18 protein-coding genes are annotated in these 23,392 nt (G+C 72.6%); 14 read left to right on the forward strand and 4 right to left on the reverse strand.

The window, feature by feature from the left end:
- The first annotated feature begins 518 nt into the window (after positions 1 to 518).
- The 10 genes from EST92_RS20870 (at position 519) to ppk2 (ending at position 12,463) form a co-directional block, all read left to right on the forward strand.
- Positions 519 to 1,547 (forward strand): zinc-dependent alcohol dehydrogenase family protein, encoded by a 1,029-nt coding sequence (locus EST92_RS20870; protein ID WP_129282384.1) that lies wholly within the window; start codon positions 519 to 521, stop codon positions 1,545 to 1,547.
- Positions 1,548 to 1,799: 252 nt separating this feature from the next.
- Positions 1,800 to 4,304: a SpoIIE family protein phosphatase gene (locus EST92_RS20875; protein ID WP_275540893.1), complete on the forward strand. Its 2,505-nt coding sequence runs from the start codon at positions 1,800 to 1,802 to the stop codon at positions 4,302 to 4,304.
- A gap of 1 nt (position 4,305) precedes the next feature.
- Positions 4,306 to 5,403, forward strand: a complete 1,098-nt coding sequence (locus tag EST92_RS20880; protein WP_129282386.1) for a substrate-binding domain-containing protein — start codon at positions 4,306 to 4,308, stop codon at positions 5,401 to 5,403.
- 11 nt (positions 5,404 to 5,414) lie between these two features.
- Positions 5,415 to 6,215 (forward strand): ATP-binding cassette domain-containing protein, encoded by an 801-nt coding sequence (locus EST92_RS20885; RefSeq protein ID WP_129282401.1) that lies wholly within the window; start codon positions 5,415 to 5,417, stop codon positions 6,213 to 6,215.
- A 128-nt stretch (positions 6,216 to 6,343) separates the two neighbouring features.
- On the forward strand, positions 6,344 to 7,510 hold the full coding sequence (locus EST92_RS20890; RefSeq protein ID WP_254068934.1) for a sugar ABC transporter permease: 1,167 nt from the start codon (positions 6,344 to 6,346) through the stop codon (positions 7,508 to 7,510).
- Positions 7,511 to 7,566: 56 nt separating this feature from the next.
- Positions 7,567 to 8,751, forward strand: coding sequence for a permease (locus tag EST92_RS20895; protein ID WP_129282388.1), 1,185 nt, complete (start codon positions 7,567 to 7,569; stop codon positions 8,749 to 8,751).
- Between the two features lie 109 nt (positions 8,752 to 8,860).
- The gene (locus tag EST92_RS20900; protein ID WP_129282389.1) at positions 8,861 to 9,751 is read left to right on the forward strand and encodes a universal stress protein; all 891 of its coding nucleotides are present in this window, start codon (positions 8,861 to 8,863) and stop codon (positions 9,749 to 9,751) included.
- A 163-nt stretch (positions 9,752 to 9,914) separates the two neighbouring features.
- On the forward strand, positions 9,915 to 10,214 hold the full coding sequence (locus tag EST92_RS20905; RefSeq protein WP_129282390.1) for a dsRBD fold-containing protein: 300 nt from the start codon (positions 9,915 to 9,917) through the stop codon (positions 10,212 to 10,214).
- A gap of 57 nt (positions 10,215 to 10,271) precedes the next feature.
- Complete coding sequence (locus EST92_RS20910; protein ID WP_129282391.1) at positions 10,272 to 11,618, forward strand: nicotinate phosphoribosyltransferase; 1,347 nt, start codon at positions 10,272 to 10,274, stop codon at positions 11,616 to 11,618.
- Positions 11,619 to 11,641: 23 nt separating this feature from the next.
- Positions 11,642 to 12,463: a polyphosphate kinase 2 gene (gene ppk2 / locus EST92_RS20915; RefSeq protein ID WP_129282392.1), complete on the forward strand. Its 822-nt coding sequence runs from the start codon at positions 11,642 to 11,644 to the stop codon at positions 12,461 to 12,463.
- Between the two features lie 10 nt (positions 12,464 to 12,473).
- Here ppk2 and EST92_RS20920 read toward each other — a convergent pair whose 3' ends face one another.
- A complete protein-coding gene (locus tag EST92_RS20920; protein ID WP_129282393.1) occupies positions 12,474 to 13,349 on the reverse strand; it encodes a universal stress protein in 876 nt (291 codons plus the stop codon).
- A 340-nt stretch (positions 13,350 to 13,689) separates the two neighbouring features.
- On the opposite strand from EST92_RS20920, the gene EST92_RS20925 reads away from it, so the two are divergent.
- The 3 genes from EST92_RS20925 (at position 13,690) to EST92_RS20935 (ending at position 17,523) form a co-directional block, all read left to right on the forward strand.
- Positions 13,690 to 14,205 carry a hypothetical protein gene (locus tag EST92_RS20925; protein WP_129282394.1) on the forward strand — a complete coding sequence of 172 codons (516 nt, stop codon included), beginning with the start codon at positions 13,690 to 13,692 and terminating at the stop codon, positions 14,203 to 14,205.
- A gap of 151 nt (positions 14,206 to 14,356) precedes the next feature.
- On the forward strand, positions 14,357 to 15,121 hold the full coding sequence (locus EST92_RS20930; protein WP_129282395.1) for an HAD-IA family hydrolase: 765 nt from the start codon (positions 14,357 to 14,359) through the stop codon (positions 15,119 to 15,121).
- The gene (locus EST92_RS20935; protein WP_129282396.1) at positions 15,118 to 17,523 is read left to right on the forward strand and encodes a glycosyl hydrolase family 65 protein; all 2,406 of its coding nucleotides are present in this window, start codon (positions 15,118 to 15,120) and stop codon (positions 17,521 to 17,523) included. Before EST92_RS20930 ends, EST92_RS20935 begins: the two co-directional genes overlap by 4 nt.
- Before the next feature lie 62 nt (positions 17,524 to 17,585).
- Here the strand turns inward: EST92_RS20935 and EST92_RS20940 are convergent, their stop codons facing one another.
- The gene (locus tag EST92_RS20940) at positions 17,586 to 19,913 is read right to left on the reverse strand and encodes a collagenase (protein WP_129282397.1); all 2,328 of its coding nucleotides are present in this window, start codon (positions 19,911 to 19,913) and stop codon (positions 17,586 to 17,588) included.
- A gap of 154 nt (positions 19,914 to 20,067) precedes the next feature.
- Between EST92_RS20940 and EST92_RS20945 the strand changes: the two genes are divergently transcribed.
- Positions 20,068 to 21,453, forward strand: a complete 1,386-nt coding sequence (locus tag EST92_RS20945) for an aminopeptidase P family protein (protein WP_129282398.1) — start codon at positions 20,068 to 20,070, stop codon at positions 21,451 to 21,453.
- 48 nt (positions 21,454 to 21,501) lie between these two features.
- On the opposite strand, the gene EST92_RS20950 is transcribed toward EST92_RS20945, so the two are convergent.
- Together EST92_RS20950 and EST92_RS20955 are read right to left on the reverse strand one after the other, a co-directional pair.
- Positions 21,502 to 22,200 (reverse strand): GntR family transcriptional regulator, encoded by a 699-nt coding sequence (locus EST92_RS20950; RefSeq protein ID WP_129282399.1) that lies wholly within the window; start codon positions 22,198 to 22,200, stop codon positions 21,502 to 21,504.
- 99 nt (positions 22,201 to 22,299) lie between these two features.
- A complete protein-coding gene (locus tag EST92_RS20955) occupies positions 22,300 to 23,301 on the reverse strand; it encodes a proline racemase family protein (protein WP_129282400.1) in 1,002 nt (333 codons plus the stop codon).
- Positions 23,302 to 23,392 lie beyond the last annotated feature (91 nt).

The raw sequence follows: 23,392 nt of genomic DNA on the forward strand, positions 1-23,392 counted from the left end.
CAGCCCGGCTCCCCCGCCGGACGGCCCGCCGGCCGCCGCCCCCGACACCGCTCCCCCGGCCCGCGGGGGCCTGCTGTCCCGGATGTTGCGGAAGCTGGCGGCGCTCTTCCGTCGCCAGGTCGGAAACTGACGGTCCCGGCGAGCACACCAGGCGGCCCGCCGCCCGGCCCCGCGGAACCCGCGCCGGGCTCACCGCTCGCGTACCGCCCGCGGCCGGTCCTCCGGTTCCGGCGCGAGCGGAGCAGCGCCCCCGCAGGGCCATGTCAGGTGAGTCCGGCCGGCGACAGGAACTCGGCACGTGAGCGGCGTCACTGCGCAGCGTGCCCAGGAGGGTGGACGTGAGGGTGCTGGAGCCGGTGGCCTGCACGCCGCGCAGGGTCATCCCGTCGGAGCCGACGCACCCGCCCGGCCGGGCCGGTCCGGCTGCGGGCGGCCTCGTACGGTGCGGCCGCCCGGCCACCGGCACACCGGCCGGCGCACCGTTTGTCCCTCCCCGCGGTGGGCGCGATCCTGGGGGCATGGCTACCGTTGCAGGCCCGGACACGGTGTCCGGCTGGGCCGTTCACCACCCTGGACCGATCGCCTCCGGGCCACTGGTCGCCGTCCGCCGCCCCACCCCCGAGCCGGGCCCCGATGATCTGCTGCTCAGGGTGGAGGCCTGCGGCGTCTGCCGTACGGATCTGCATCTGGCGGAGGGCGATCTGCCCCCGCACCGCACGGCCACCGTGCCGGGCCACGAGATCGTCGGCCGGGTGGCCGCCGTGGGCGAGGCGGTGACGCGGTTCCGGGTCGGCGACCGGGCCGGCGGGGCATGGCTGCGCGGCACCTGCGGGGTCTGCCGGTATTGCCGGGCGGGTCACGAGAACCTCTGCCCGGACTCGCGGTACACCGGCTGGGACGCCGATGGCGGCTTCGCCGTGGCCGCGCTCGTGCCCGCGGACTACGCCTACGCGCTCCCGGACGACCAGGACGCCACCCGGCTGGCGCCGCTGCTGTGCGCCGGGATCATCGGCTACCGCGCGCTGCGCCGCAGCGCACTGCCCCCCGGCGGCCGGCTCGGCATCTACGGTTTCGGCGGCTCGGCGCATCTGGCCGCGCAGATCGCCCTCGCCGAAGGCGCCACCGTCCATGTGCTGACCCGCTCCCCGCAGGCCCGCGAACTCGCCCTCGAACTGGGCGCGTCCTCGGCGCGCGGCGCCTACGACAGCCCGCCCGAACCGCTGGACTCGGCGATCCTCTTCGCGCCGGTGGGCGATCTCGTGCCGGTGGCGCTGGCGGCGCTGGACCGATCGGGAACCCTCGCCGTGGCCGGGATCCATCTCAGCGACATCCCCCCGCTGACGTATCAGCGCCATCTCTTCTACGAGCGCCACCTGTGCAGCGTGACCGCCAACACCCGCCAGGACGGCCAGGAGTTCCTGGCGGCCGCGGCACGGATCGGCATCCGGGTCACCGTCAGCCCCTATCCGCTGAGCCGCGCCCCGCAGGCCCTCGCGGACCTGGCCGCCGACCGGGTACAGGGGGCCGCCGTGCTGACGCCGGACTGATCCGGGGCCCGCGGCCACCGGGCAGGTCCGCCCGCGCCACCGCGGCCCGCCGCGGACGCGGCGAGCCCCTCCCCCGTCACCCGCCGTGTTCCGCCTGTCGACTAGCTCCCGCCTCCCTGCGTGCCGCACCATGGAGACAAGGCGGTAATTTCCGACTTATCCGATGAGGCGGTGGCGGGGCTGACGCCCTGGCCCCCGAGGGCGGATACGGCGACCGTGGCTTACGACGACGGCTTCCGGCGTACGGAGGCGGTGCAGGCAGTGACCGCACGAGTCCTTGGGTCTACCGGGGCCGAGCTGACCGCCGTCTACGTGCCGGCCGAAGCGGACGGCGAACTTCAGCTGGCCGAGATGGTCGGCGGCTCCGGCGTCCCGTACGGACTGCCGACGCGCTACCCGCTGTCCGGCACCTCGCCGGTCGCCACGGCCTTCCGCACCGGCGTCCCGCTGTGGCTGAGCCCGGCCGACCTCGTGGAGTACGGCACCGCCACTTCCCCCGGGACCACCGGCGCGGACGCCTGGAACGAGACCGGGACCCCACCGGCCGACGTCTCGCTGGCCGTGCTGCCGCTGGGCGGGGAGACCAAGCGGCTGGGGTGCCTGGTGGTCGTGGAGCAGGCCGCCGGAGCCTTCGACGCCGACCGCCGGCACCTTCTGGAGCTGCACGCCGACCAGGTGGCCGCGGGGCTGGAGGCCGTGGGCGCCCGGGTCATGGCCCGGACCGAGCGGCGGTCACTGCTGGGACCGGGGCTGGACACCCTCCGTGGTGGCGCCTTCACCCTGATGCTGCGCACCGGACGGATGGAAGCGGACCGGCAGGTGCTGGAGCTGTTCGGCATCCCTCCGGAGCAGTTCGACCGGCGGGTGGAAACGCTGCTGGCGCACACCGCACCGGACGATGTGCCCGCCCTGATGTCGATCGTGGAGCCGGACCGGCATCCCGTCCCCGGCCAGCAGCTGTCGATCCGTATCCGCCGGACCAACGGCGAGCTGCGCTGGCTGACCCTGCGCAGCCGGGTGCTGGTGGACGCCGACGGCACCCCGGAGCGGATGCTCGGGGTGGTCGCCGACGCCTCGTATCTGCGCCCGACCGCCGACGAGGTCTCCATCGTGCAGCGGCTGTCCGCCGCGCTGGGCGGCGCCACGACCGTCCGGGACGTCAGCCGGGTGGTGGTCGCCGCGCTGCGGCTGCCGCTGGCGGCAAGCCACGTCGCGGTGGCCGAGCTGGAGGCGGACCGGCTGGTGGTGTCCGTCCTCGATCCCCCGGAACCCACGGACTGGCCCGCCTTCTGGCAGTCCGAGTGGCGGTCCGAGTGGCCCGATACCTCGTGCCAGTCGATGCCCACGCTGGAGAGCGTGCTGCGGTCCGGCCATGTGGCCCTGTGGCCGCGGGGGGCCGCCCTCGAACCCGGCCTTGCGGACATCGGGCCCGGCGGTCTCGCCGTCCTGCCGCTGCCGGCCGACGGCCGGATCGTCGGGGTGTGCCTGCTGGGGTGGGACAAGGAGCATGCGTTCGGGCCGGAGGAGCGGTCCCTGCTGACCGCGACCGCCGGTCTGGTGGGACAGGCCCTGGTCCGCGCCCACGCGCTGGACGCGGGGCACGAGCTCGCCACGATGCTCCAGCGCAGTCTGCTGCCCCGCAAACTGCCGTCGCTGCCCGGAGGGGTGGCCGTCGCCCGCTATCTGCCCGCCACGATGGGGCTCGAAGTGGGCGGTGACTGGTACGACGTCATTCCGCTCGCCGACGGTCATGTCGCGCTCGTCATCGGCGATGTGGAGGGCCACAGCGCCGGCGCCGCCACGATCATGGGCCAGATGCGCACCGCCATCAGGGCCTACGCGGTGGAGGGCCACCCGCCGGATGTGGTCGTCTCGCACGCCAACCGGCTGCTCCTGGGCATGGAGACCGATCTGTTCGCCACCTGCTGCTATGTGGACCTGGACATGGAGGAGGGCATCGCCTGGTTCGTCCGGGCCGGCCATCTGCCGCCGCTGTTGCGGCTGCCCGACGGCAGCACCGAGGAACTGCCGGTCGAGGGCGGGCCCCCGCTGGGCGTGGCCGCGGACGGGGAGTTCCCGCTGACCGAGGTCGGACTGGCCCCGGGCACCGTGCTCGTCCTGCTGACGGACGGCTTGGCCGAGTCGGCCGCCCTCCCCCTCGACGAGGGCATCGGCCGGGTGTGTGCGGCGCTCGCCGCCGCCGATCCGGCCGATGCCGGACAGCTGGCCGATGAGCTGCTCGGCAGTGCCAAGCGGCGCGACGACGACGTGGCGCTGCTGGTGCTGCGCTACGACGGGATGCGGGTCCGCCCCACCCGGGTGCGCTGGGCGGTCTGGCGCCTGCCCGACGCGGTGATGCACGCCCGCCGCTTCACCGCCCGCACCCTGCGCTCCTGGGGCGTGACGGAAGAGCTCGACGTGGCCCTGCTGGTGGTGTCCGAGCTGGTCACCAACGCCATCGCGCACACCCAGGGCGAGGTCCGGCTGGATCTGACGCTGGCCGCGGACCGGCTGCGGGTCGCGGTGAACGACGCCTCGCCCCGCGCCCCGGCCAAGCCGACGACCGTGGACTGGGAGGCGACCGGCGGCCGCGGGCTGCTGCTCGTCGAGGCGGTGTCGGCGTCCTGGGGTTCGGTGCCGCTGAGCGGCGGCAAGCAGGTGTGGAGCGAGATCACGCTCCAGCCGGGCGAGCGGCTCGGCGCGGCGGACGCTCCGGACGGCACGGACGTCCGCTGGAACGGTGAGGAGGTGCGCTGAGGTGCGTGCACGGCTGCGCGGAGCCGGCGTGATCCTGGCCGGGCTGTGCCTGATCGCGGGCCCGGTCGCGTGCGGGGAGGCCGGCGGCGTGCACGAGCCCGGCGGGCCGTCCGGCGGGGCCGTACGGATCGGTGTGCTGCTCCCGGACAACACCTCGCGCTTCTACAAGTTCGACCGGCCCCTGATCGAGAAGGAAATCCACCGGCTGTGCCACGAATGCACGGTGGAGACGGTCAGCGCACAGCACGATGTGGCCACCCAGCAGCAGCAGATGGACGCAATGATCACCAAGCGGGTCGAGGTGCTGGTCCTCGACGCCGTCGACTCCAAGTCGCTGCGGTCCTCGGTCGACGACGCGCACAAGGCGGGCATCCCCGTCGTCGCCTACGACCGCCTCGTGGAGGGGCCGGTGTCGGCGTACGTCTCCTTCGACGGTGCGAAAGTCGGCAAGTTGCAGGGCGAGGCGCTGCTCAAGGCGCTCGGCAGCAAGGCGCACGACGACCAGATCGTCATGATGAACGGCGCGTCGACGGACCCCAACTCCGCCTGGTTCAAGCGGGGGGCGCTGGCCGCGCTGCAGGGCAAGGTGAAGATCGGCAAGGCGTACGACACCGCCGGCTGGCGGCCGGAGAACGCCAACCTCAACATGTCCGCTGCGATCGCGGCGCTCGGCGCCGACAGCATCAACGGCGTCTACTCCGCCAATGACGGACTCGCCGCCGGCATCATCTCCGCCCTGCGGGCCGCCAAGATCGATCCGCTGCCGCCGGTCACCGGCCAGGACGCCGAACTCGCCGCGATCCAGCGCATCGTCCAGGGCGATCAGCTGATGACCGTCTACAAGCCCTTCACACCCGAGGCCGACACCGCCGCCGCCATGGCCGTCGCGCTGGGACGCGGCAAGAGCCTCGGCACCATCACCACGCACAAGGTCAACAGCCCCACCACCCAGGACATTCCGGCCGTGCTGCTCACCCCGATCCCGGTGACCGTGCATCACATCAAGGACACCGTGGTCAGGGACGGGATGTACACCATCGAGCAGATCTGCACCCCCAAGTTCGAGGCCGCCTGTCTGAAGGCGGGGCTCACCAGGTGAGGCAGGTACCCATGGAGTCCGGCGCATCCGTCCGGCGACCGTCGTCGCCGCCGCTGCTGACGCTGCGCGGCGTCTTCAAGCGGTTCGGCGCCGTCCAGGCGCTGGCCGATGTCGATCTGGAGGTCCAAGCCGGTCAGGTCGTCGCGCTGGTGGGCGACAACGGCGCGGGCAAATCCACGCTGATCAAGGTGATCGCGGGGGTGGACCCCGCCGACGAGGGGGTGGTCGAGTGGGACGGCCGTCCCGTCCAGATCACCCGGCCCCACGAGGCCCAGGCCCTGGGGATCGCCACCGTCTACCAGGACCTCGCGCTGTGCGACAACCTCGATGTGGTCGGCAATCTCTTCCTCGGCCGCGAGATCCACCGGGCCGGTGTGCTCGACGAGGTGGAGATGGAGCGCCTGACCCTGGACCTGCTCGACACCCTCGCCATCCGGATGCCCGATGTGCGCCTCCCGGTCGCCTCGCTCTCCGGAGGCCAGCGGCAGACCGTCGCGATCTCCCGCTCGCTGCTGGGCGAACCGCGGCTGGTGCTGCTGGACGAGCCCACCGCGGCCCTGGGCATCGAGCAGACCGCCCAGGTCCTCGACCTCGTGGAGCAGCTGCGGGAACGCGGTCTCGGTGTGCTCCTGATCAGCCACAACATGGGGGACGTCAAGGCCGTCGCGGACTGGATCGCGGTACTGCGGCTGGGGCGCAACAACGGGTTCTTCGATGTGACGACCACGTCCCACGAGCAGATCATCTCCTCGATCACCGGAGCCACCGACAACGCCGTGACGCGCCGCGCCTCCCAAGGGTGGGGGGCGTAGCCGTGAGCCGGACATGGACGCTGCGGAAGCAGAAACAGGCCGGTGCACAGACCGGCGGGGCCGGGGCCGTCACCGCCGCCGACCGGCGGCAGCTCGCGGCCGGGGCCGCGGCCGGCGGCCAGAACCCCCTGGAGATCCTCAAGCGCCGGTTCCACAGCGGGGAGCTCGGCTCGGTACCGGTCGCCCTCGGCCTGGTCGTGGTGTGGATCATCTTCGAGAGCCTCAACGAGAACTTCCTCTCGCCGCGCAATCTGTCCAATCTGAGCGTGGACATCGTCGGTCCCGGCATGATCTCGATCGGCGTCGTCTTCGTGCTGTTGCTCGGCGAGATCGACCTCTCGGTCGGCTCGGTGAGCGGCCTGGCGGCGGCCGTTTTCGCGGTGCTGAGCGTCAACCAGGGCATGCCGGAGGCCCCGGCGCTGGTCCTCGCGGTGCTCGGCGGCACGCTGATCGGGGCCGTACAGGGGTTCTTCCTGGCCAAGGTCGGGGTGCCGGCGTTCGTGGTCACCCTTGCGGGCCTGCTGGGCTGGAACGGCCTGATGCTCTACATCCTGGGCGCCAGCGGCACGATCAATATCGACGAAAACGGTCTGGTCGCGAAGCTGACCAGCTACTACTTCACCAATGTGGCCGCCGCGTACGGCCTGGCGGCGCTCGGCACCGCCGCCTTCTTCCTCGCCTCGTACCACGGTGTGCGGCGGCGCCGGGCGGCCGGTGTACCCTGCCGGCCGGTGAGCGAGATCGTCCTGCGCACGGGCGTGCTGGCGGCGATCTCCCTGGCGGCGGCCTGGGTGCTCAACCAGTTCCTGGGGCTCCCGCTGGCCCTGCTGATCTTCCTCGTGATGCTCGTGGGGCTGGACTACGTCCTGCGCCGCACGCCCTACGGCCGCATGATCTTCGCGCTCGGGGGCAGTGTCGAGGCGTCGCGGCGCACCGGCGTCAATGTGAGCCTGGTGCGGATCTCGGTCTTCATGGTCTCCGGGACGATGGCCGCGATCGGCGGCCTGTTCCTGGCCTCGCGCGTCACCTCGGCGAGCCAGACGTCCGGCGGGGGCAATCTGCTGATGGACGCCATCGCCGCCGCGGTCATCGGTGGCACCAGCCTGTTCGGCGGTCGCGGCCGGACCTGGTCGGCGCTGCTCGGCGTCCTGGTCATCCAGTCGATCGCCTCCGGGGTGGCCCTGATGGGCATCCAGACCGCCGTGCAGTTCATGATCACGGGCGGGGTGCTGCTCGTGGCCGTGGTCATCGACTCGCTCTCCCGGCGGGCACAACGGGCGCACGGGCGGGTGTGACGCGACGCCGGGCGGCGGGAGTTTGAGCCCCGGCCGGTCACGGAACACCTCAGCCGATGTCCGCGATCCTGCACGCCCTGTCCGTCACCGGATCCATGACCTGGGAAATCACCTGGGCACTGATCCTTGGCTTTGCGCTGTCCGCAGTGGTCCAGGCCGTGGTGCACCGCTCCACCGTGCTCGGCCTGCTCGGCGACGACCGGCCCCGCACCCTGGCGATCGCCTCCGCCCTGGGCGCCGCGTCCTCGTCCTGCTCGTACGCCGCGGTCGCACTGGCCCGCTCGCTCTTCCTCAAGGGGGCGAACTTCACGGCCGCGATGGCGTTCGAGATCGCCTCCACGAACCTGGTGATCGAACTCGGCGTGATCCTGGCGCTGTTGATGGGGTGGCAGTTCACGGCCGCCGAGTTCATCGGCGGCCCGGTCATGATCGTGCTGCTGGCCCTGCTGTTCCGCCTCTTCCTGCGGGACACCCTGCTGCGCCCGGCCCGTCGGCAGGCCGAACGGGGGCTGGCCGGGTCGATGGAGGGGCACGCCGCCATGGACATGTCCGTACGCCGCGGCGGGTCCTTCGCCGGGCGGCTGTTCTCCGCCGAGGGATACACCTCGACCTCGCACGTCTTCGTCATGGAGTGGGCCGCGATCCTCAAGGACCTGGTGATCGGCCTGCTGATCGCCGGCGCCCTCGCCGCCTGGGTCCCGGACAGTTTCTGGCGCGCCTTCTTCTTCGAGGGGCACCCGCTGGCCGCGAAGCTGTGGGGCCCGCTGATCGGCCCGTTGGTGGCGATCGCCTCGTTCGTCTGCTCCATCGGCAATGTGCCGCTGGCGGTGGTGCTGTGGAAGGGCGGTATCAGCTTCGGCGGGGTGGTCGCCTTCATCTTCGCCGACCTGCTGATCCTGCCGATCCTGCACATCTATCGGAAGTACTACGGGATCAGAATGGCCCTCTTCCTGCTGGCCACCTTCTACGCGGCCATCGTGGTGGCGGGCTATTTCGTGGAATTCACCTTCGATGCACTGGGGCTGATCCCCCGTCAGGCCGACGCCACGATCCCCATGTCCGGCGTCTCCTGGGACTACACCACCTGGCTGAACATCGCCTTCCTTCTGCTCGCCGCCGCCCTGGTCCACCGCTTCCTGCGCACCGGGGGCCGGTCGATGCTCCGCGTGATGGGCGGCGCCCCGCCCGACAGCCGGGGGACGCGCCCCGTGCCCGACGACAGCGGTCACGGCCCGCACTGACGAAGGTCGGTCGGTCAAAGGACAAAAGTCTGATGCCCCGGCGACCGGTGCCGCGCACGGTGGGGTGTAGGCGCGGACCCGTCTAGCGCGCCGGAACGGGAAAGGAACCATGAAGGACGTCGTCACCGCAGGGGTGGACGGTACGCCCGAATCCCTGTCGGCAATCCTGTGGGCGGCACGGGAGGCCCAACTGCGACAGGCGCGTCTGCGGCTGCTGCACGCGTGGGTGCTGCTGGCGCCGGAGCCGGAGCGCCGCCCGCCCGCAGACCGGGACCAGAACTACTGGCCGCACCGGATGATGCACGCGGCGGCCGCGGAGGTGCGCACCCGCTTCCCCGACCTCCCGGTGGAGATGATGCTGGTGCCCAAGGATCCGCTGGACGCCCTCCGGGAGGCCGCGGAGTCGTCGGACCTGCTGGTCCTCGGCGCCAAGGACCTGGGCCCGGTGTCCCGCTACGCCCTCAGCGAGCTGGGGTTGAAGCTGGTGCCGCGCACCGATGCGCCCACGGTTCTGGTGCACGCCCGGCAGGAGGCCATGGCCCAGCGGGACCGGGCCGTACTGGTGGGGCTGAACCTGCACGACCCGTGTGTGTCGCTGCTCGATTTCGCCTTCGCCGCCGCATCCCGGCGGCAGACCACCCTGCGGGTCCTGCACGGCAGGCACCTGCCCTCGTACGCGTACAACCGCGGCGGTGGGGTGGAGGCGGGCGCCGCCCGGGAAGCGGCGCAGGATGCCCGCCAGGAGCTGTCCGCGGCCCTGGATCCGTGGCGGGAAAAGTTCCCGGACCTGCCCGTGGACCACCAGGTGGCCATGCAGGGACCGGTGCCCGCGCTGGTGCACCACGCCGCGGACGCGGAGTTGCTCGTCGTCGGCCGCCGGCACCGGCACCGGCACCGGCTGCCGGGCCCGCGGATCGGCCGGGTCGTCCAGTCGGTCGTCCACCGCGCGCCGTGTCCGGTGGCCGTGGTGCCGCACGAAGGGACGCCGTCCAGGGGCTGAGACGGCGCGCGAGCGCGGGAGGACGCCCCGCTCCGGAAGGCGGATGATGGCGGTGAGGGCGCTGACGCCCGGGACCGGCTGCCGGCGGGGGCGGCGGGCGGCCCGGTGCAGCCCGTCGGCGGGCTCCGGCGGCGGTGCCCCGGGAAGGAAGCGGAGGCAATCCATGGGACACACAGTCGAGTGGCCCGTCCGGCTGTACCTCGTCGAGGAGGACGGGAAGACCACGGCACGGGTGGCGCTGCACACCGGCACCACCACGCTCACCGGGCACGGTACGGCCCGGTGCAGCCCCGACGACCAGGACGTACCGGAGATCGGGGACGAGCTCGCGGCCGGGCGGGCGATGCGGGACCTCGCCGGGAAGCTGCTGCGGGTGGCCGACAAGGACCTCGAAGGCGTCGGCGCCGCCCCGCCCCGGCCCGAGCAGCGCGTGGCCTACGGCTGGACGAGTGCGATGGCGTGAGCCCGGTGCGGGCCGGCCACCATGCGGCCGGGGCCCGCCCGCGGAAGGGAGTCGGCCATGTCGGATGCGACGACCACCGACCTGTACGAAGTGACCATGGCCCTGTCGTACCTCCGCGAGGGCATGACGCAGCCGGCGACCTTCAGCTGCTTCGTGCGGGCGCTGCCACCGGACCGGGGCTTTCTGATCGCCGCCGGGGCCGAGACCGTCCTCGATTACCTCTCCGACTTCCATCTCGGACACGAGGACGTCGAGGTGTTCGCCGAGGCGCTGCAACGGCCGGCCGAGGAGCTGGCGCCGCTGCTGGACCTGCGCTTCACCGGCGAGGTCCGGGCCGTGCCGGAGGGGCGTGTCGTGCTGGCGGGTGAGCCGCTGCTGGAGATCACCGCTCCGCTGCCGCAGGCGCAGCTCGTGGAGACCTTCGTGCTGAACCACCTCAGCCACCAGACGGCCATCGCCTCGAAGTGCATCCGCTGTGTGATCGCGGCGCAGGGGTGCGACCTCGTGGACTTCTCGCTGCGGCGTACCCACGGGACCGCGGCCGCCCACCAGGTGGCCCGGCTGGGGGCGATGACCGGCTTCGTGGGCACCAGCAATGTGGCGGCGGCGCACGCCGAGGATCTGACGGCGGTGGGGACGATGGCGCACTCGTACATCGAGGCGTTCGAGGACGAGGAAGCGGCGTTCACCGCGTTCGCGCTGTGCCATCCCGGACCGGTGACCTTCCTGGTGGACACCTACGACACCGAGTCCGGCGTCGCGGCGGCGGCGCGGGTGCTGAACGCACTGGGGCGCGGCGACGGCTCGGCGATCCGTCTGGACAGCGGTGACCTCGCGGAACTCGCCCGGCGGGCACGCGCGATCCTCGACAACGCGGGGTTGCCACAGGTGCGCATCGTCGCCAGCGGCGGGCTGGACGAGTACGCCGTGCACGACCTGCGGCGCGCGCGGGCACCGATCGACGTCTACGCGGTGGGCACCCGCGTCGGGGTCAGCGCCGACGCTCCCGCACTGGATTCGGCGTACAAACTGGTCGCCTACGACGACCGCCCGGTGATGAAGCTGTCGGCGGCGAAGCTGACCGCCCCGGGCCGCAAGCAGGTCTTCCGCCGTCCCGGCTGCCACGACGTGCTCGGCCTGGCCGACGAGCCGCTCCCGGCGGGCAGCACACCGCTGCTGGAGACACTGATGCGGGACGGCCGGCGCAGCACGGCGCGCGGCCGGCTCGACGACGCCCGGCGGCGGGTCGTGGCCGATGTCGCGGAGCTGCCCGCCACGGCCCGGTACATCCGGTCGCCGCGCGCCGTAAGGCCGAAGATGTCGCGGCGGCTGACCGCCCTGACCGAACGCGTCCGGCGGCGGATCGAGCGGGAGGTGCTGGCCCCGTTCGGCACGCACGCCTGAGCATTTCTCCGTACCGTCGAGGCATGGCGGACAAGCAGCGCGGCAACGGGCCCCGGAAGCTGTCACGGTCGCGGTACGAGCAGGAGCTTTACCGATTGCAGACCGAGCTGGTCAAGCTCCAGGAGTGGGTCCGCAGTGAAGGCGTCCGGCTGGTCGTGGTCTTCGAGGGGCGGGACGCGGCCGGCAAGGGAAGCACGATCAAGCGGGTCACGCAGTACCTCAACCCCCGGGTGGCGCGGATCGTGGCCCTGCCGCGGCCCACCGAGCGGGAGCGCACCCAGTGGTACTTCCAGCGCTATACGCAACACCTTCCGGCGGCGGGCGAGATGGTGCTGTTCGACCGCAGTTGGTACAACCGGGCCGGTGTCGAGCGGGTCATGGGGTTCTGCACGCCGGCGGAGCACCAGCGGTTTCTGCGCCAGTGCCCGGTCTTCGAGCGGATGTTGGTGGAGGACGGGATCCTGCTGCGCAAGTACTGGTTCTCGGTGAGCGACGAGGTCCAGGAGCAGCGTTTCCGGCGCCGGCTGACGGACCCGGCACGCCGCTGGAAGCTCTCCCCCATGGATCTTGAGTCGCTGACCCGCTGGGAGGAGTATTCGCGGGCCAAGGACGAGATGTTCGTCCACACGGACATCGCGGAGTCCCCCTGGTACGTCGTCGAGAGCGACGACAAGCGGCGGGCCCGGCTGAACATGATCGCCCATCTGCTGTCGACCGTGCCCTACCACGAGATCGCCCCGCCCGCGCTGGACTGGCCGCCGCGGCCGCCGGCCACCGGCTACCAGCGGCCGCCCCGGGACCTCCAGACGTATGTGCCCGATCATGCGGCCCGGCTGGAGGGGTGAGGCGCGGCCGTCACAGGTGCCGCGGTACGACCGCCACGGGGCAGGCGGCGTGGCACAGCGCGTGGTGCGCCACCCGGCCGGGCTGGAGCCCGGAGTGGCCGCGGGGCCGCCGCACCCCCACCACCAGCAGATCCGCGGCGGCCGCGCGGTGCACCAACACCTTGTGGGCCGGCCCCTCGACGGTGGCGCGGCGCACCCGCACCTCCGGATGGTCCACGGCCGCCTGTTCCAGCGCCTCGTCCAGCAGCTCCCCCGCCCGCTTCTCCCGGTCGTTCCGGGGGCCCGCGGCGGGCGGCGGGGCCTGGTCGGTCCCGTGGGCGGGGAGCGGCCAGGCGCAGACGGCCACGAGCAGGCAGTGGCGGGCGTCGGCCTCGCGGAAGGCGAAGCGGGCGGCCGTCGCGGCGGTGGCCGGGTCGTCGATCCCCAGGAGGACGCGCCCGTGCGTGCCCGCCAGTCCGGCCGGGTCGCCGCGCACCACGATCACCGGGCACTTGGCGCGGGCCGCGACCGTCACGCCGACCGACCCCAGCAGCAGACCGGCGATCTCGCCGCGCCCCCGTGACCCCAGGACCAGCGCCGAGGCATGGAGCCCCTCGTTGAGCAGCGTGGTGACCGCGTCGCCGGGCAGCACCTCCGTCGTGAGGGGGACGTCCGCGTTCCGACGGCGGGCGTGTGCGGCGGCCGAGTCCACCACGGCCTCCTCCAGCACCTGCTCGCCGGGGCGTTCCGCGCCCTGGGCGAGCGACGCTCCCTCGTAGCGCTCCCAGCTGGAGGCGTGCACGATCCGCAGCGGGAGCCCGTGGCGGGCCGCCTCGTCCACCGCCCAGTCCAGCGACCGGACGGCGGAGTCCGACCCGTCGGTCCCGACCACCAGCGGATGCTCCATCCCCGCCACTCCTTCCGGGCATCGGCGACGACGTGGTGCGTACTGCCACCGTCGCACCGTGCGCCGCGGCGTGCACGACCTGCGAGGACGCCGCCCGGGCCGCCCGCGGGCGCTGCCCCGGCAGCACGGCCGGCCCCCTGTACGTGTACCGGCGCGGCCCGTGCCCCGGCTTCCCCCGGGCCGCTGGGCCGCGTCCCGAAGAGCCCCCGGGGAGGGCCGTTCGGCCCCTCCTGCCGGTCCCGCACGGGATGCCACGGTCGGGAGAGGCAGGGGGTGCGTGATGGCTCTGGGCAGCAGGCTCCGGCCGTGGCGACGCGGTCCGCTCCGCCGGGGTTCGGATGTGGCGCAGACCTGGCTGGCGCTGGTCACCGGCGTGCTGATCGTGGTGGGCGCACCGGCCGCCGGGCTGGCGGCCGCCCACGCGGTGGACGACGGCGCCGCGCGGCAGCCACCGGGCCGGCACACCGTCTCGGCCGTGCTGACCGAGGACCCGCCGGCCCGCATCGGGGTGGACACCTCGGGAGGCCTCGGCACCCGCACGCACGCCACGGTGCGCTGGACGGCCGCCGACGGCCGGACCAGGACGGGGCTGACGACGGTGGCACCGGACCTGCGGGCCGGCGACCGGACGCCCGCCTGGCTCGACCGGCACGGGAGCCTGCTCCGCGACCCCGTCACACCCGGCCGGGCCAGGAGCGGGAGCATCGCGGTCGGCACCGTGACCGGGGCCTCGGCCGGTCTGCTGCTCTTCGGCGCCGAGCGCGCCGGCCAGGGCCTGCTGAACCGCCGGCGCCACGACCGGTGGGAGCGGGAGTGGGCGGCCGAGGACCCCTGGTGGGGGCGGCCGGCGGCCTGACGCACGGCGGGGCGGCCGCGCCGTACGGCCGTCGGCCGGGCGTGCGGCGGTATCGCCCCCCGGGGGACGTTGCGGGCCGTCCGTGCGGCGCGCCCCCGGCCCGTAGCCGTGGTGCCATGGAAGGGACACTCCGACGAACGGAACCGTCACCATGACCGGTGCGCCGTCCCTGGCAGCGCCGCTGCGCTCGCTGCGGGCCGTGGTCTTCGACACCGACGGGGTCATCACCGACTCCGCCGCCGTGCACGCCGCGGCCTGGAAGGACGCCTTCGACGCGGCCCTGTCGGCCGCGGGCGGACAGCGCCCCTTCGATCCGGTGGACGACTATCTGCGGTACGTCGACGGCCGCGCGCGGGAGGACGGGGCGGCCGCGTTCCTGCGCTCCCGGGGTCTTGAGCTGCCGCTCGGCGAGGTGGACGACGCCCCGGGCACGGCCACCGTCCGCGCCGTCGCGGCCCGTAAGGACGAGCTGTTCACCGCGCGGCTGCGCACCCGTGCCATCGCCACCTGGCCCGGCACCGTGCGCCTGCTGCACGCGCTGCGGGACCGGGGGGTGCCGTGCGCCGCGGTCTCCGCGTCCCGTCATGCGACCGAGCTGCTCTCCGCGGCCGAGGTACTCGGGCTCTTCGACGCCGTGGTGGACGGCAACGAGGCACGCCGGCTGGATCTGCCGGGCAAACCCGACCCGGCGCTCTTCGTGGAGGCGGCACGACGGCTCGGGGTCCCGCCCCATGACACCGCCGTGGTGGAGGACGCCCTGGCCGGTGTCGAGGCCGGCCGGCGCGGCGGATTCGGCCTGGTGGTGGGCGTGGACCGGACGGCCGGACCGCACAGCGCCGCCGCCCTGCGCCGGCGCGGCGCCGATGTCGTGGTGTCCGACCCCGGCGAGCTGCTGCGCTCCGGGGAGGACGGATGACGCGCGCGTGGACCTGGTCGTACGAGGGGTACGACGCGGACACGGAACGGCTGCGCGAATCGCTCTGTGCGCTCGGCAACGGCTACTTCGTCACCCGCGGCGCGGCCTCCGAGGAGCTCTTCGGCCCGGCGCACTACCCGGGCACCTACGCCGCCGGCTGCTACAACCGGCTCACCTCGACCGTGGACGGCCACACCGTCGAGAACGAGGACATGGTCAACCTGCCCAACTGGCTCCCGCTGCGCTACCGGATCTGCCCCGCCGACACGGCTCCCGGCCCCTGGCTCTCCCCCGACCACGCCTTTCTGACGGAGCACCGGCAGACCCTGGACCTGCGGCACGGCACCCTGACCCGCTGGTCGTGCTACGAGGACGAGGCCGGCCGGCGGCTGAGCGTGGAGCAGAGCCGGCTGGTGCACATGGGAGATCCCCATCTGGCCGCGCTGCGCACGTGTTTCACCGCGCACGGCTGGTCGGGGGCCGTGGAGGTGGAGTCCGGGATCGACGGCGCGGTCCGCAACGCCGGTATCGCGCGCTACCGGGGCCTGGCGGACCAGCATCTGACGGGATGGGACACCGGCGACGAGCGGCCGGACATCGTGTGGCTGAGCTGCCGGACCCTCGACTCGGACATCCGGATCGCGCTGGCCGCCCGGACCCGCGCCTCCGCCGGCCGCGGCCGGATGCCCCGCCCGCAGCTCTCCGCCCTCCAGGCCTTCCACTCGCTGGTGGTGCCCGTCACCGCGGACGTACCCGCAGTCGTGGAGAAGACGGTGACGCTGTACACCTCCCGCGACCCGGCCATCGACAGCCCGCTGCACGCGGCGGTGGACGGTGTGGTCCTGGCGCCGCACTTCCGGCAACTGCGCGCTTCGCACCGCCGCGCCTGGGAGAACCTGTGGCGGCAGGCCAAGCTGGAGGTCCCCGGGGAGGCCGGCGGCATCCTGCGGCTGCACCTCTTCCACCTCCTGCAGACCCTCTCCCCGCACACCGCGGAGCTGGACGTCGGGGTGCCGGCCCGGGGGCTGCACGGTGAGGCCTACCGCGGGCACGTCTTCTGGGACGAGCTGTTCGTCCTGCCGTTCTTGAACCTGCACCTCCCGCAGGTCTCCCGCGCCCTGCTCGACTACCGCTACCGGCGGCTGCCCGCCGCCTGCCACGCGGCACGGGAAGCCGGCCGTGCCGGGGCGATGTATCCGTGGCAGAGCGCCGGTGACGGCCGCGAGGAGACCCAGCAGCTGCATCTCAACCCGCGCTCGGGGCGCTGGCTGCCCGACCACTCCCGGCTCCAGCACCACGTCGGATCGGCGATCGCCTACAACGTGTGGCAGTACGGACAGGCCAGCGGCGACACGGAGTTCCTGCACACCAGGGGCGCGGAGATGCTCGTACAGATCGCCCGCTTCTGGGCGGCGGCCGCGGAGTGGGACGCCGCCCTCGGCCGGTACCGGATCCGCGGGGTGGTCGGTCCCGACGAGTACCACGACGGCTATCCGGGGGCCGCCGCGCCGGGGGTGGACGACAACGCCTACACCAATGTCACCGCGGCCTGGGTGCTGCTGCGGGCCCTGGAGCTGTGCGGCACGCTCCCCGAGGCCCATCAGCGGCAGCTGTCCGAACGCCTCCAGCTCGACCCGGAGGAGCCCGAGCGCTGGGACGACATCGCGCACCGGCTCCATGTGCCCTACCACCACGGCGTGATCAGCCAGTTCGCCGGGTACGAGAAGCTCGCCGAGCTGGACTGGGACGGCTACCGGCAGCGTTACGGCGACATCCGCCGGCTGGACCGGATCCTGGAGGCGGAGGGCGACACCGTCAACCGCTATCAGGCCTCGAAACAGGCCGATGTGCTGATGCTGGGCTATCTCTTCTCGCCGGCGGAACTCACCTCGGTGTTCCGCCTGTTGGACTGCCCGCTCGACGACGACATCTGGCGCGCCACCGTCGACTACTACCTGCATCGCACCACGCACGGCTCCACGCTCAGCGCCCTGGTCCACGCCTGGGTCCTGGCCCGGGTACACCGCCCCGACGCCTGGACGTACTGCGAGGAGGCACTGACCGGGGACGTGGCGGACGTCCAGGGCGGCACCACCGCGGAAGGCATCCACCTGGGTGCGATGGCCGGCACCCTGGACTTCGTCCAGCGCGGCATGACCGGCCTGGAGACCCGTGACCAGGCCCTCTGGCTCGACCCGGCGCCACTGCGCGAGCTGTCGAAGTTCGGGGTGCGCTTCCGCTACCGCCGCCACTGGGACATCGATCTGCGCATCCGTCCCGAGCAGGTACGGATCGCGGTACCGGCCTCCGAGAACCCGCCGGTGCGGGTGAAGCTGCGGGACCGCTCGTTCGCGCTGGCCCCCGGTACGTCCCGCCGGCTCGACCTGCCCGAGGAACGCTGAGGGCGGTGCGGTGGCCCGGCCCGTCCCGCGGACGGGCCGGGCCACCGCCGGTCGAGGCTCCGTCAGCGTCGCAGCGGACCCTCACAGCTGAAGTCCGCGGTGCCGGCCCGGCCGGAGGACCAGACGTCGGTGGGCCCGAAGGAGCAGTTCATGTCGTTGAAGTTGTTCCCGGCGGGCTTGGTGCGCTCCAGGATGAAGTAGTCGACGGTGTCGGACATGTCCTTGAAGATCTGGTCGGGGCTGCCGGAGTTGGCGAGGTTGGCGGTGATCCGGCCGGTGCACAGGAAGCGGCCGGTGCCCGGGTCACCCTCGTCCTTGCAGGTGGGCGTGTTGGACGTGGCGGCGGCGAAGGCACCGCGGACCTCGTCGGGGGTGGCGAACTTCAGCGAACCGTTGGGCGTGAATGCCGTGTTCGGCACATAGAGATCGTCGAGCTGGGCGATCTGGGTGTCGAGGAACGCGTTGTACTGCTGCTGGAGCCCCGCGTCGGATCCCATGCGATGGCGCCAGTCGTCGAACGCGGCCGGGTCGTCGTCCCGCAGATGCCGGTACATCTCCTGGAGTTTCGCCGGGTAGGTGCGCCACAGGAACTCGAAGAACGTCCCGGCGTAGGAGTAGAACCGGAACCCGTCCCCGTCGTAGGTCGCGTGCAGCAACTGGTCGATGGTCATGCGGGGGGTGCCGCCGGCGGTGTCCGCGACGATGTCGCGGACCAGGGACTTGCGTACGGCGATGCCGTGGTCGCGGGTCGAGCCGTCGAAGAACTCGGCGCTGCCCTCGTCCATGGCGGTGGTGCGGTCGCCCTGGTACCAGGGCCCCTCCCCGAAGAAGCCGGGTACGGCGAAGCGGCCGTTGAGGTAGTGGACGTACTCGTGCCGGAAGAGCTCTTCGAGGGTGAGGCGGGAGTCCTGGGGGACGCGGCGCTGGTAGGTGTAGAAGGTGGCGCCCTGCTCTATGTAGACGCCGCCGTTGTTCGTACCCATGCCGGTGAGCAGCGGGTGGTAGACCTCGTAGTCGTGGCGTGAGGCGTACAGCACGATGGTGAGCGTGGTGTTGGGGTCGCCGGCCAGCGGCGTCTCGGTGCCGATCACCCGGTGGAACTGTGCCCTGACCTGCTTGGACGCATAGTAGAGCTGGTCGACGACGGCGCGGTCGAGGGCGGTGCGGACCTTGATGCCGCCGTTGTCGTAGGAGTACGTGTGCGGGAAGATCCGCTTTTCGATGTCCTCCTTGCACACGGCATAGGGCTTGCAGGCGTTGAAGTAGTTGAGCCAGCTCGCGACCTTGGCCCAGGGCTCGCTGCCGTCGCCGAAGTTCCGCACGGTGGTGGGGAGCAGGGCTCCGAGGTCGGCGATGATGGCCCGCTTGAGGGAGGCGATCTCGCCGAAGCGGCCGTACTCCCCGAGCGCGTCGCGGACGACCCAGGCGTTGGGCGTGTCCTTGAGGTGGGTGTACGTGGCGAAGGCCTTGAAGACGGCGCGGTATCCGGGGTCGGTGGCGGCCGCGTACTGGAAGGCGGTGTCCTTGTTGCCGGGGTAGACCCCCAGGTAGTTCACGGAGAGCGCGGCGAGGGCGGCGTTGCCCCAGGCCGCGTCCTTGTGGGTGGCGGTGTGCGCGGGGTCCATGGTGGCCAGGACCCGCTCGATCAGGTCGAGTTGATGCTGCCGCAGCCCCGGGGCGCTGGCGGCGTAGAGGGCTTCGCGCAGGGTGTCGGCGTTGGTGCGGGTGACGTCGAAGGTGCGGGCCGCGGTGCCGAAGGCGTCGACCGCGCGCCGTACGGCGTCGACGGTGGGGGCGTCGGTGGTGTCGATCTCGTCGTGCGAGAAGTCCTGATAGGCCACCGCGTGCAGATACGTGAACATCTCGTACAGGTGGCTGGTGTTCTTGCCGTCGTGGGCGGCGGCCAGGCCGGTGATACGGCGGGCCACGGCCTGGACGTGCGCGTCCGACATGACCGGGATCAGCCGGGGGTCCCAGGTCCACAGGAGGCCGCGCAGGCAGACGTCGGCGGTGACGGCAGGGTCGGCGAGGAAGTCCGCGAACCGCTCGGGGCTCAGGCCGGTGATGCCGTCGAGGGTGCAGGGCGCGACGGCGGATCTTCCCTGGTGCGGCGCGGTGGGCGGTCTGGTCTGCGGGCCCGGGATGCCGTCCCTTCCGACGAGGGAGCGGGGCGCGGGCGCGGGCGCGGCGGTGAACTTGGGCGCCCTGGCGAGGCGTTGGGCCTCGTCGAAGGGGTGAGGAGTGGCCGCCGACGGCCGGGCGGACGGCTGCGTCTGATGCGGGCGGGCGGGGAGGACGGACGGGTGGGGCGCGGCGGCCCGGGCCGGCTGAACGCTGGGCAGGGCGAGGGACGCCGCGAGGCTGGCGACCAGCAGGATGCTGCGCGGCAAATGCGAAGGGGGCACCTGAACCTCCGGAAGGGGGTGGGGGGTTGGGTGGAGAGCGAGGCGAGGGGCCTTCACTCCACGAGGTGTGACCCATAACATAGTAATGTGAAATTGCACTGACAAGACTTCAGGAACTTTCTTTCCCGGAGGTGTAACCATGACCGTGCGCCCCACCCAACTCCACACCGGGAGCCACGACTTGCCGGTGTCGGACGCCCTCGCCGACTTCATGACCGACGGATGGGCCACGCCCCCGCTCCCGGCCGGCAACCGCGTCCCCGGCTTCGCGCACTTCGCCGGCCGCCGGGCCCGCCTCGCCGCGCGCTTCCCCGGCGAGCGGCTGCTCGTCCCCGCCGGGGAGTTGCGGGTCCGCTCCCACGACTGCGACCACCGCTTCCGGCCGCACAGTGCGTACGCCTGGCTGACCGGACTGACCGGCGAGGACCAGCCGGGACATGTCCTGGTGCTGGAACCGGACGGCGAGGCGGTGCTGTATCTGCGGCCGAGGGCGCCGCGGGACGCCGGCGGCGCGTTCTACCGGGACCGCAAGTACGGCGAGTTCTGGGTGGGCCGCCGCCCGGATCTGACCGAGGCCGAGCAGCTCACCGGCGTGCGCTGTGCGCACCTGGACGACCTGGTGCACCACCGGTCCGACCGGAATGCCGCCCATGACGCCGAACTCGCCACCGTCCTCAGCGAGTTGCGGCTGGTGAAGGACGCATGGGAGGTGGCTGAGCTACAGCAGGCCGTCGAGCACACCGTCACCGGCTTCGAGGACGTCGTACGGTCCCTCCCCGCCGCGCTGCGCCACCCGCGCGGCGAACGCTGGATCGAGGGGGTCTTCCAGCTGCGCGCCCGCGCCGAGGGCAACGGCACGGGGTACGAGACCATCGCCGCCGCCGGCGCCCACGCCTGCGTCCTCCACTGGATCCGCAACGACGGCCCGCTCGACCCGGACCAGTTGCTGCTGCTCGACGCGGGGGTGGAGACCGACTCGCTGTACACCGCCGACATCACCCGCACCCTTCCGCTGTCCGGGCGCTTCTCCCCCGTGCAGCGCCGGGTGTACGAGCTGGTGCTCGCCGCGCAGGACGCAGGGATCGCCGCGCTGAAGCCGGGCGCCAGCTTCCGCGACTTCCACCGGGCCTGCTCGGGCGTCCTGGCCGAGGGCCTGGCCGACTGGGGGGTGCTGCGCGTCCCGGCAGCACAGGCGCTCACCGCCGACAGCGGTCTCCACCGGCGCTACACGCTGTGCAGCTCCGGCCATATGCTCGGCCTCGACGTCCACGACTGCGGCCGGGCCCGCGCCGAGCAGTATCTGGACGGCGTCCTGGCCGAGGGGCAGGTACTGACGGTCGAGCCGGGGCTCTACCTCCAGCCCGACGACGAGACCCTGCCGCGGGAGCTGCGCGGCATCGGGGTCCGTATCGAGGACGATCTGGTGATCACGGCGGACGGTGCCCGGCTGATGTCGGGCGGGCTGCCGCGCACCGTCGACGGGGTGGAGGAGTGGATGGACGGGCTGCTGGCCCGCAACGTCTGACCCGCCGACCGCCCCGGACCCGGTCGGGCCTGGCCGGCCCGTCCCCGGTCAGGCCTGGAGGTCGCGCGGGACCGCCGGTTCGGCCCGCTCCTGGGCCCACAGCGAGCGGACATGGCCGAGGTGGCGGGCCATACAGGCCTCGGCCGCCTCGGCATCGCCGGTCAGCATCACGTCGAGGAGTTCCACGTGTTCCTCGGCGGAGGGCAGCAGTTGGTTGCGCTCGTCGAGGCGGGTGAGGCCGTAGAGGCGGGAGCGCTTGCGCAGTTCGCCGACCGTTTCGACGAGGCGGTCGTTGCCGCTGAGGCCGAGCAGCGCGAGGTGGAAGCGGCGGTCGGCCTCCAGATATCCGATCAGGTCGTGTGCGCGGGCGGCGGCGACGATCTCCAGGGCGGCCGGGCGGAGGGCTTCGAGCTGTTCCCGGCGGGCGGTGCGGGTGACCCGGCCGACGACCGGGACCTCGATCAGCGCACGGATTTCGGTGTACTGATCGAGGTCGCGCTCGCTCACCTCGGTGATCCGGAAGCCCTTGTTGCGTACCGGTTCGACCAGGCCCTCCCGGGCCAGATCGAGCATCGCCTCGCGCACCGGGGTGGCGGAGACACCGAAGTCGGCGGCGAGTCCCGGGGCGGAGTAGACCGATCCCGGGCGGAGTTCGCCCGCTATCAGGGCCGCGCGCAGCTGATGGGCGACCTGATCGCGAAGTCGCTCCTGCGCGGTGATCAGGCTGCGGTGCTTGAGTTCACCCATCGTGGTCCTCCGAGTTGCTGCGGAGTGCCAGCGTACAATGTCACGTTGCGCGTACGGCCTGGTGGCGGCAGCGACCAACCCGCCGCCCCGGTGCCGCGCTCACAGCAGGAACCCCCCGGGGAACGGATCGGCCGGATCGAGGAAGTACTGCGCGGTACCGGTCAGCCAGGCCCGCCCGGTGACGGTGGGGACGACAGCCGGCCGCCCGCCGACCGTGGTCTTGCCGACGAGCCGGCCGGTGAACTCGGTCCCGATGAACGACTCGTTGACGAAGTCCTGGCCCAGGAAGAGTTCACCGCGGGCATGCAGCTGCGCCATCCGTGCGGAGGTGCCGGTACCGCAGGGTGAGCGGTCGAACCAGCCGGGATGGATGGCCATCGCGTGCCGGGAGCGGGTGGCGGTCGATCCGGGTGCGGCGAAATAGACGTGCTTGAGGCCGCCGATCCGCTCGTCCTCGGGGTGGACCGGCCGGTCGGTGGAGTTCACGGCGTCCATGAGGGCGAGTCCGGCGGCCAGGATGTCGTGCTTGCGGTCCCGGTCGAAGGGCAGCCCGACGCTGTCCAGCGGCAGGATGGCGTAGAAATTGCCGCCGTAGGCGAGGTCATAGCTGAGCGTGCCGTATCCGGGGACGGTGACCTTGCGGTCGAGTCCGGCACAGAACGCGGGCACGTTGGTGAGCGTGACGGCCGTCGCCGCCCCGTCCGTGACCTGTACCTCGGCGGTGACCAGTCCGGCCGGGGTGTCGAGGCGCACCGTGGTCACCGGTTCGACCACCGGCACCATGCCGGTCTCGACGAGGACGGTGGCCACCCCGATCGTCCCGTGCCCGCACATCGGCAGATAGCCGGAGACCTCGATGAACAGCACGCCCCAGTCGGCGTCGGGGCGGGTCGGCGGCTGGAGGATCGCCCCGCTCATGGCGGCATGGCCGCGCGGCTCGTACATCAGCAACGTCCGGATGTCGTCGCGGTGTTCGGCGAAGTACAGCCGGCGCTCGGCCATGGTGGCGCCGGGGAGGGTGCCGACGCCGCCGGTGATGACGCGGGTGGGCATGCCCTCGGTGTGGGAGTCGACGGCATGGAAGACGTGGCGGGTGCGCATGGGATTCCTCTCAGTGGTGACCGTCGGCGAGGAGCTTCTCGGTGGCGGCGCGGAGCGGGGCCGACTGCCCGGTGGGGAGCGGGAAGCGGGG

The organism is Streptomyces sp. TM32 (genome assembly GCF_004122755.1).
GTDB classification, from domain to species: domain Bacteria; phylum Actinomycetota; class Actinomycetes; order Streptomycetales; family Streptomycetaceae; genus Streptomyces; species Streptomyces sioyaensis.

Coding starts and splice junctions, on each gene's coding strand:
- EST92_RS20935 (WP_129282396.1), top strand. CDS start 15,118: ATGACGCGCGCGTGGACCTGGTCGTACGAGGGGTACGACGCGGACACG.
- EST92_RS20930 (WP_129282395.1), top strand. CDS start 14,357: ATGACCGGTGCGCCGTCCCTGGCAGCGCCGCTGCGCTCGCTGCGGGCC.
- EST92_RS20910 (WP_129282391.1), top strand. CDS start 10,272: ATGTCGGATGCGACGACCACCGACCTGTACGAAGTGACCATGGCCCTG.
- EST92_RS20885 (WP_129282401.1), top strand. CDS start 5,415: ATGGAGTCCGGCGCATCCGTCCGGCGACCGTCGTCGCCGCCGCTGCTG.
- EST92_RS20900 (WP_129282389.1), top strand. CDS start 8,861: ATGAAGGACGTCGTCACCGCAGGGGTGGACGGTACGCCCGAATCCCTG.
- EST92_RS20950 (WP_129282399.1), bottom strand. CDS start 22,200: ATGGGTGAACTCAAGCACCGCAGCCTGATCACCGCGCAGGAGCGACTT.
- EST92_RS20895 (WP_129282388.1), top strand. CDS start 7,567: ATGTCCGCGATCCTGCACGCCCTGTCCGTCACCGGATCCATGACCTGG.
- EST92_RS20945 (WP_129282398.1), top strand. CDS start 20,068: ATGACCGTGCGCCCCACCCAACTCCACACCGGGAGCCACGACTTGCCG.
- ppk2 (WP_129282392.1), top strand. CDS start 11,642: ATGGCGGACAAGCAGCGCGGCAACGGGCCCCGGAAGCTGTCACGGTCG.
- EST92_RS20920 (WP_129282393.1), bottom strand. CDS start 13,349: ATGGAGCATCCGCTGGTGGTCGGGACCGACGGGTCGGACTCCGCCGTC.
- EST92_RS20870 (WP_129282384.1), top strand. CDS start 519: ATGGCTACCGTTGCAGGCCCGGACACGGTGTCCGGCTGGGCCGTTCAC.
- EST92_RS20955 (WP_129282400.1), bottom strand. CDS start 23,301: ATGCGCACCCGCCACGTCTTCCATGCCGTCGACTCCCACACCGAGGGC.
- EST92_RS20905 (WP_129282390.1), top strand. CDS start 9,915: ATGGGACACACAGTCGAGTGGCCCGTCCGGCTGTACCTCGTCGAGGAG.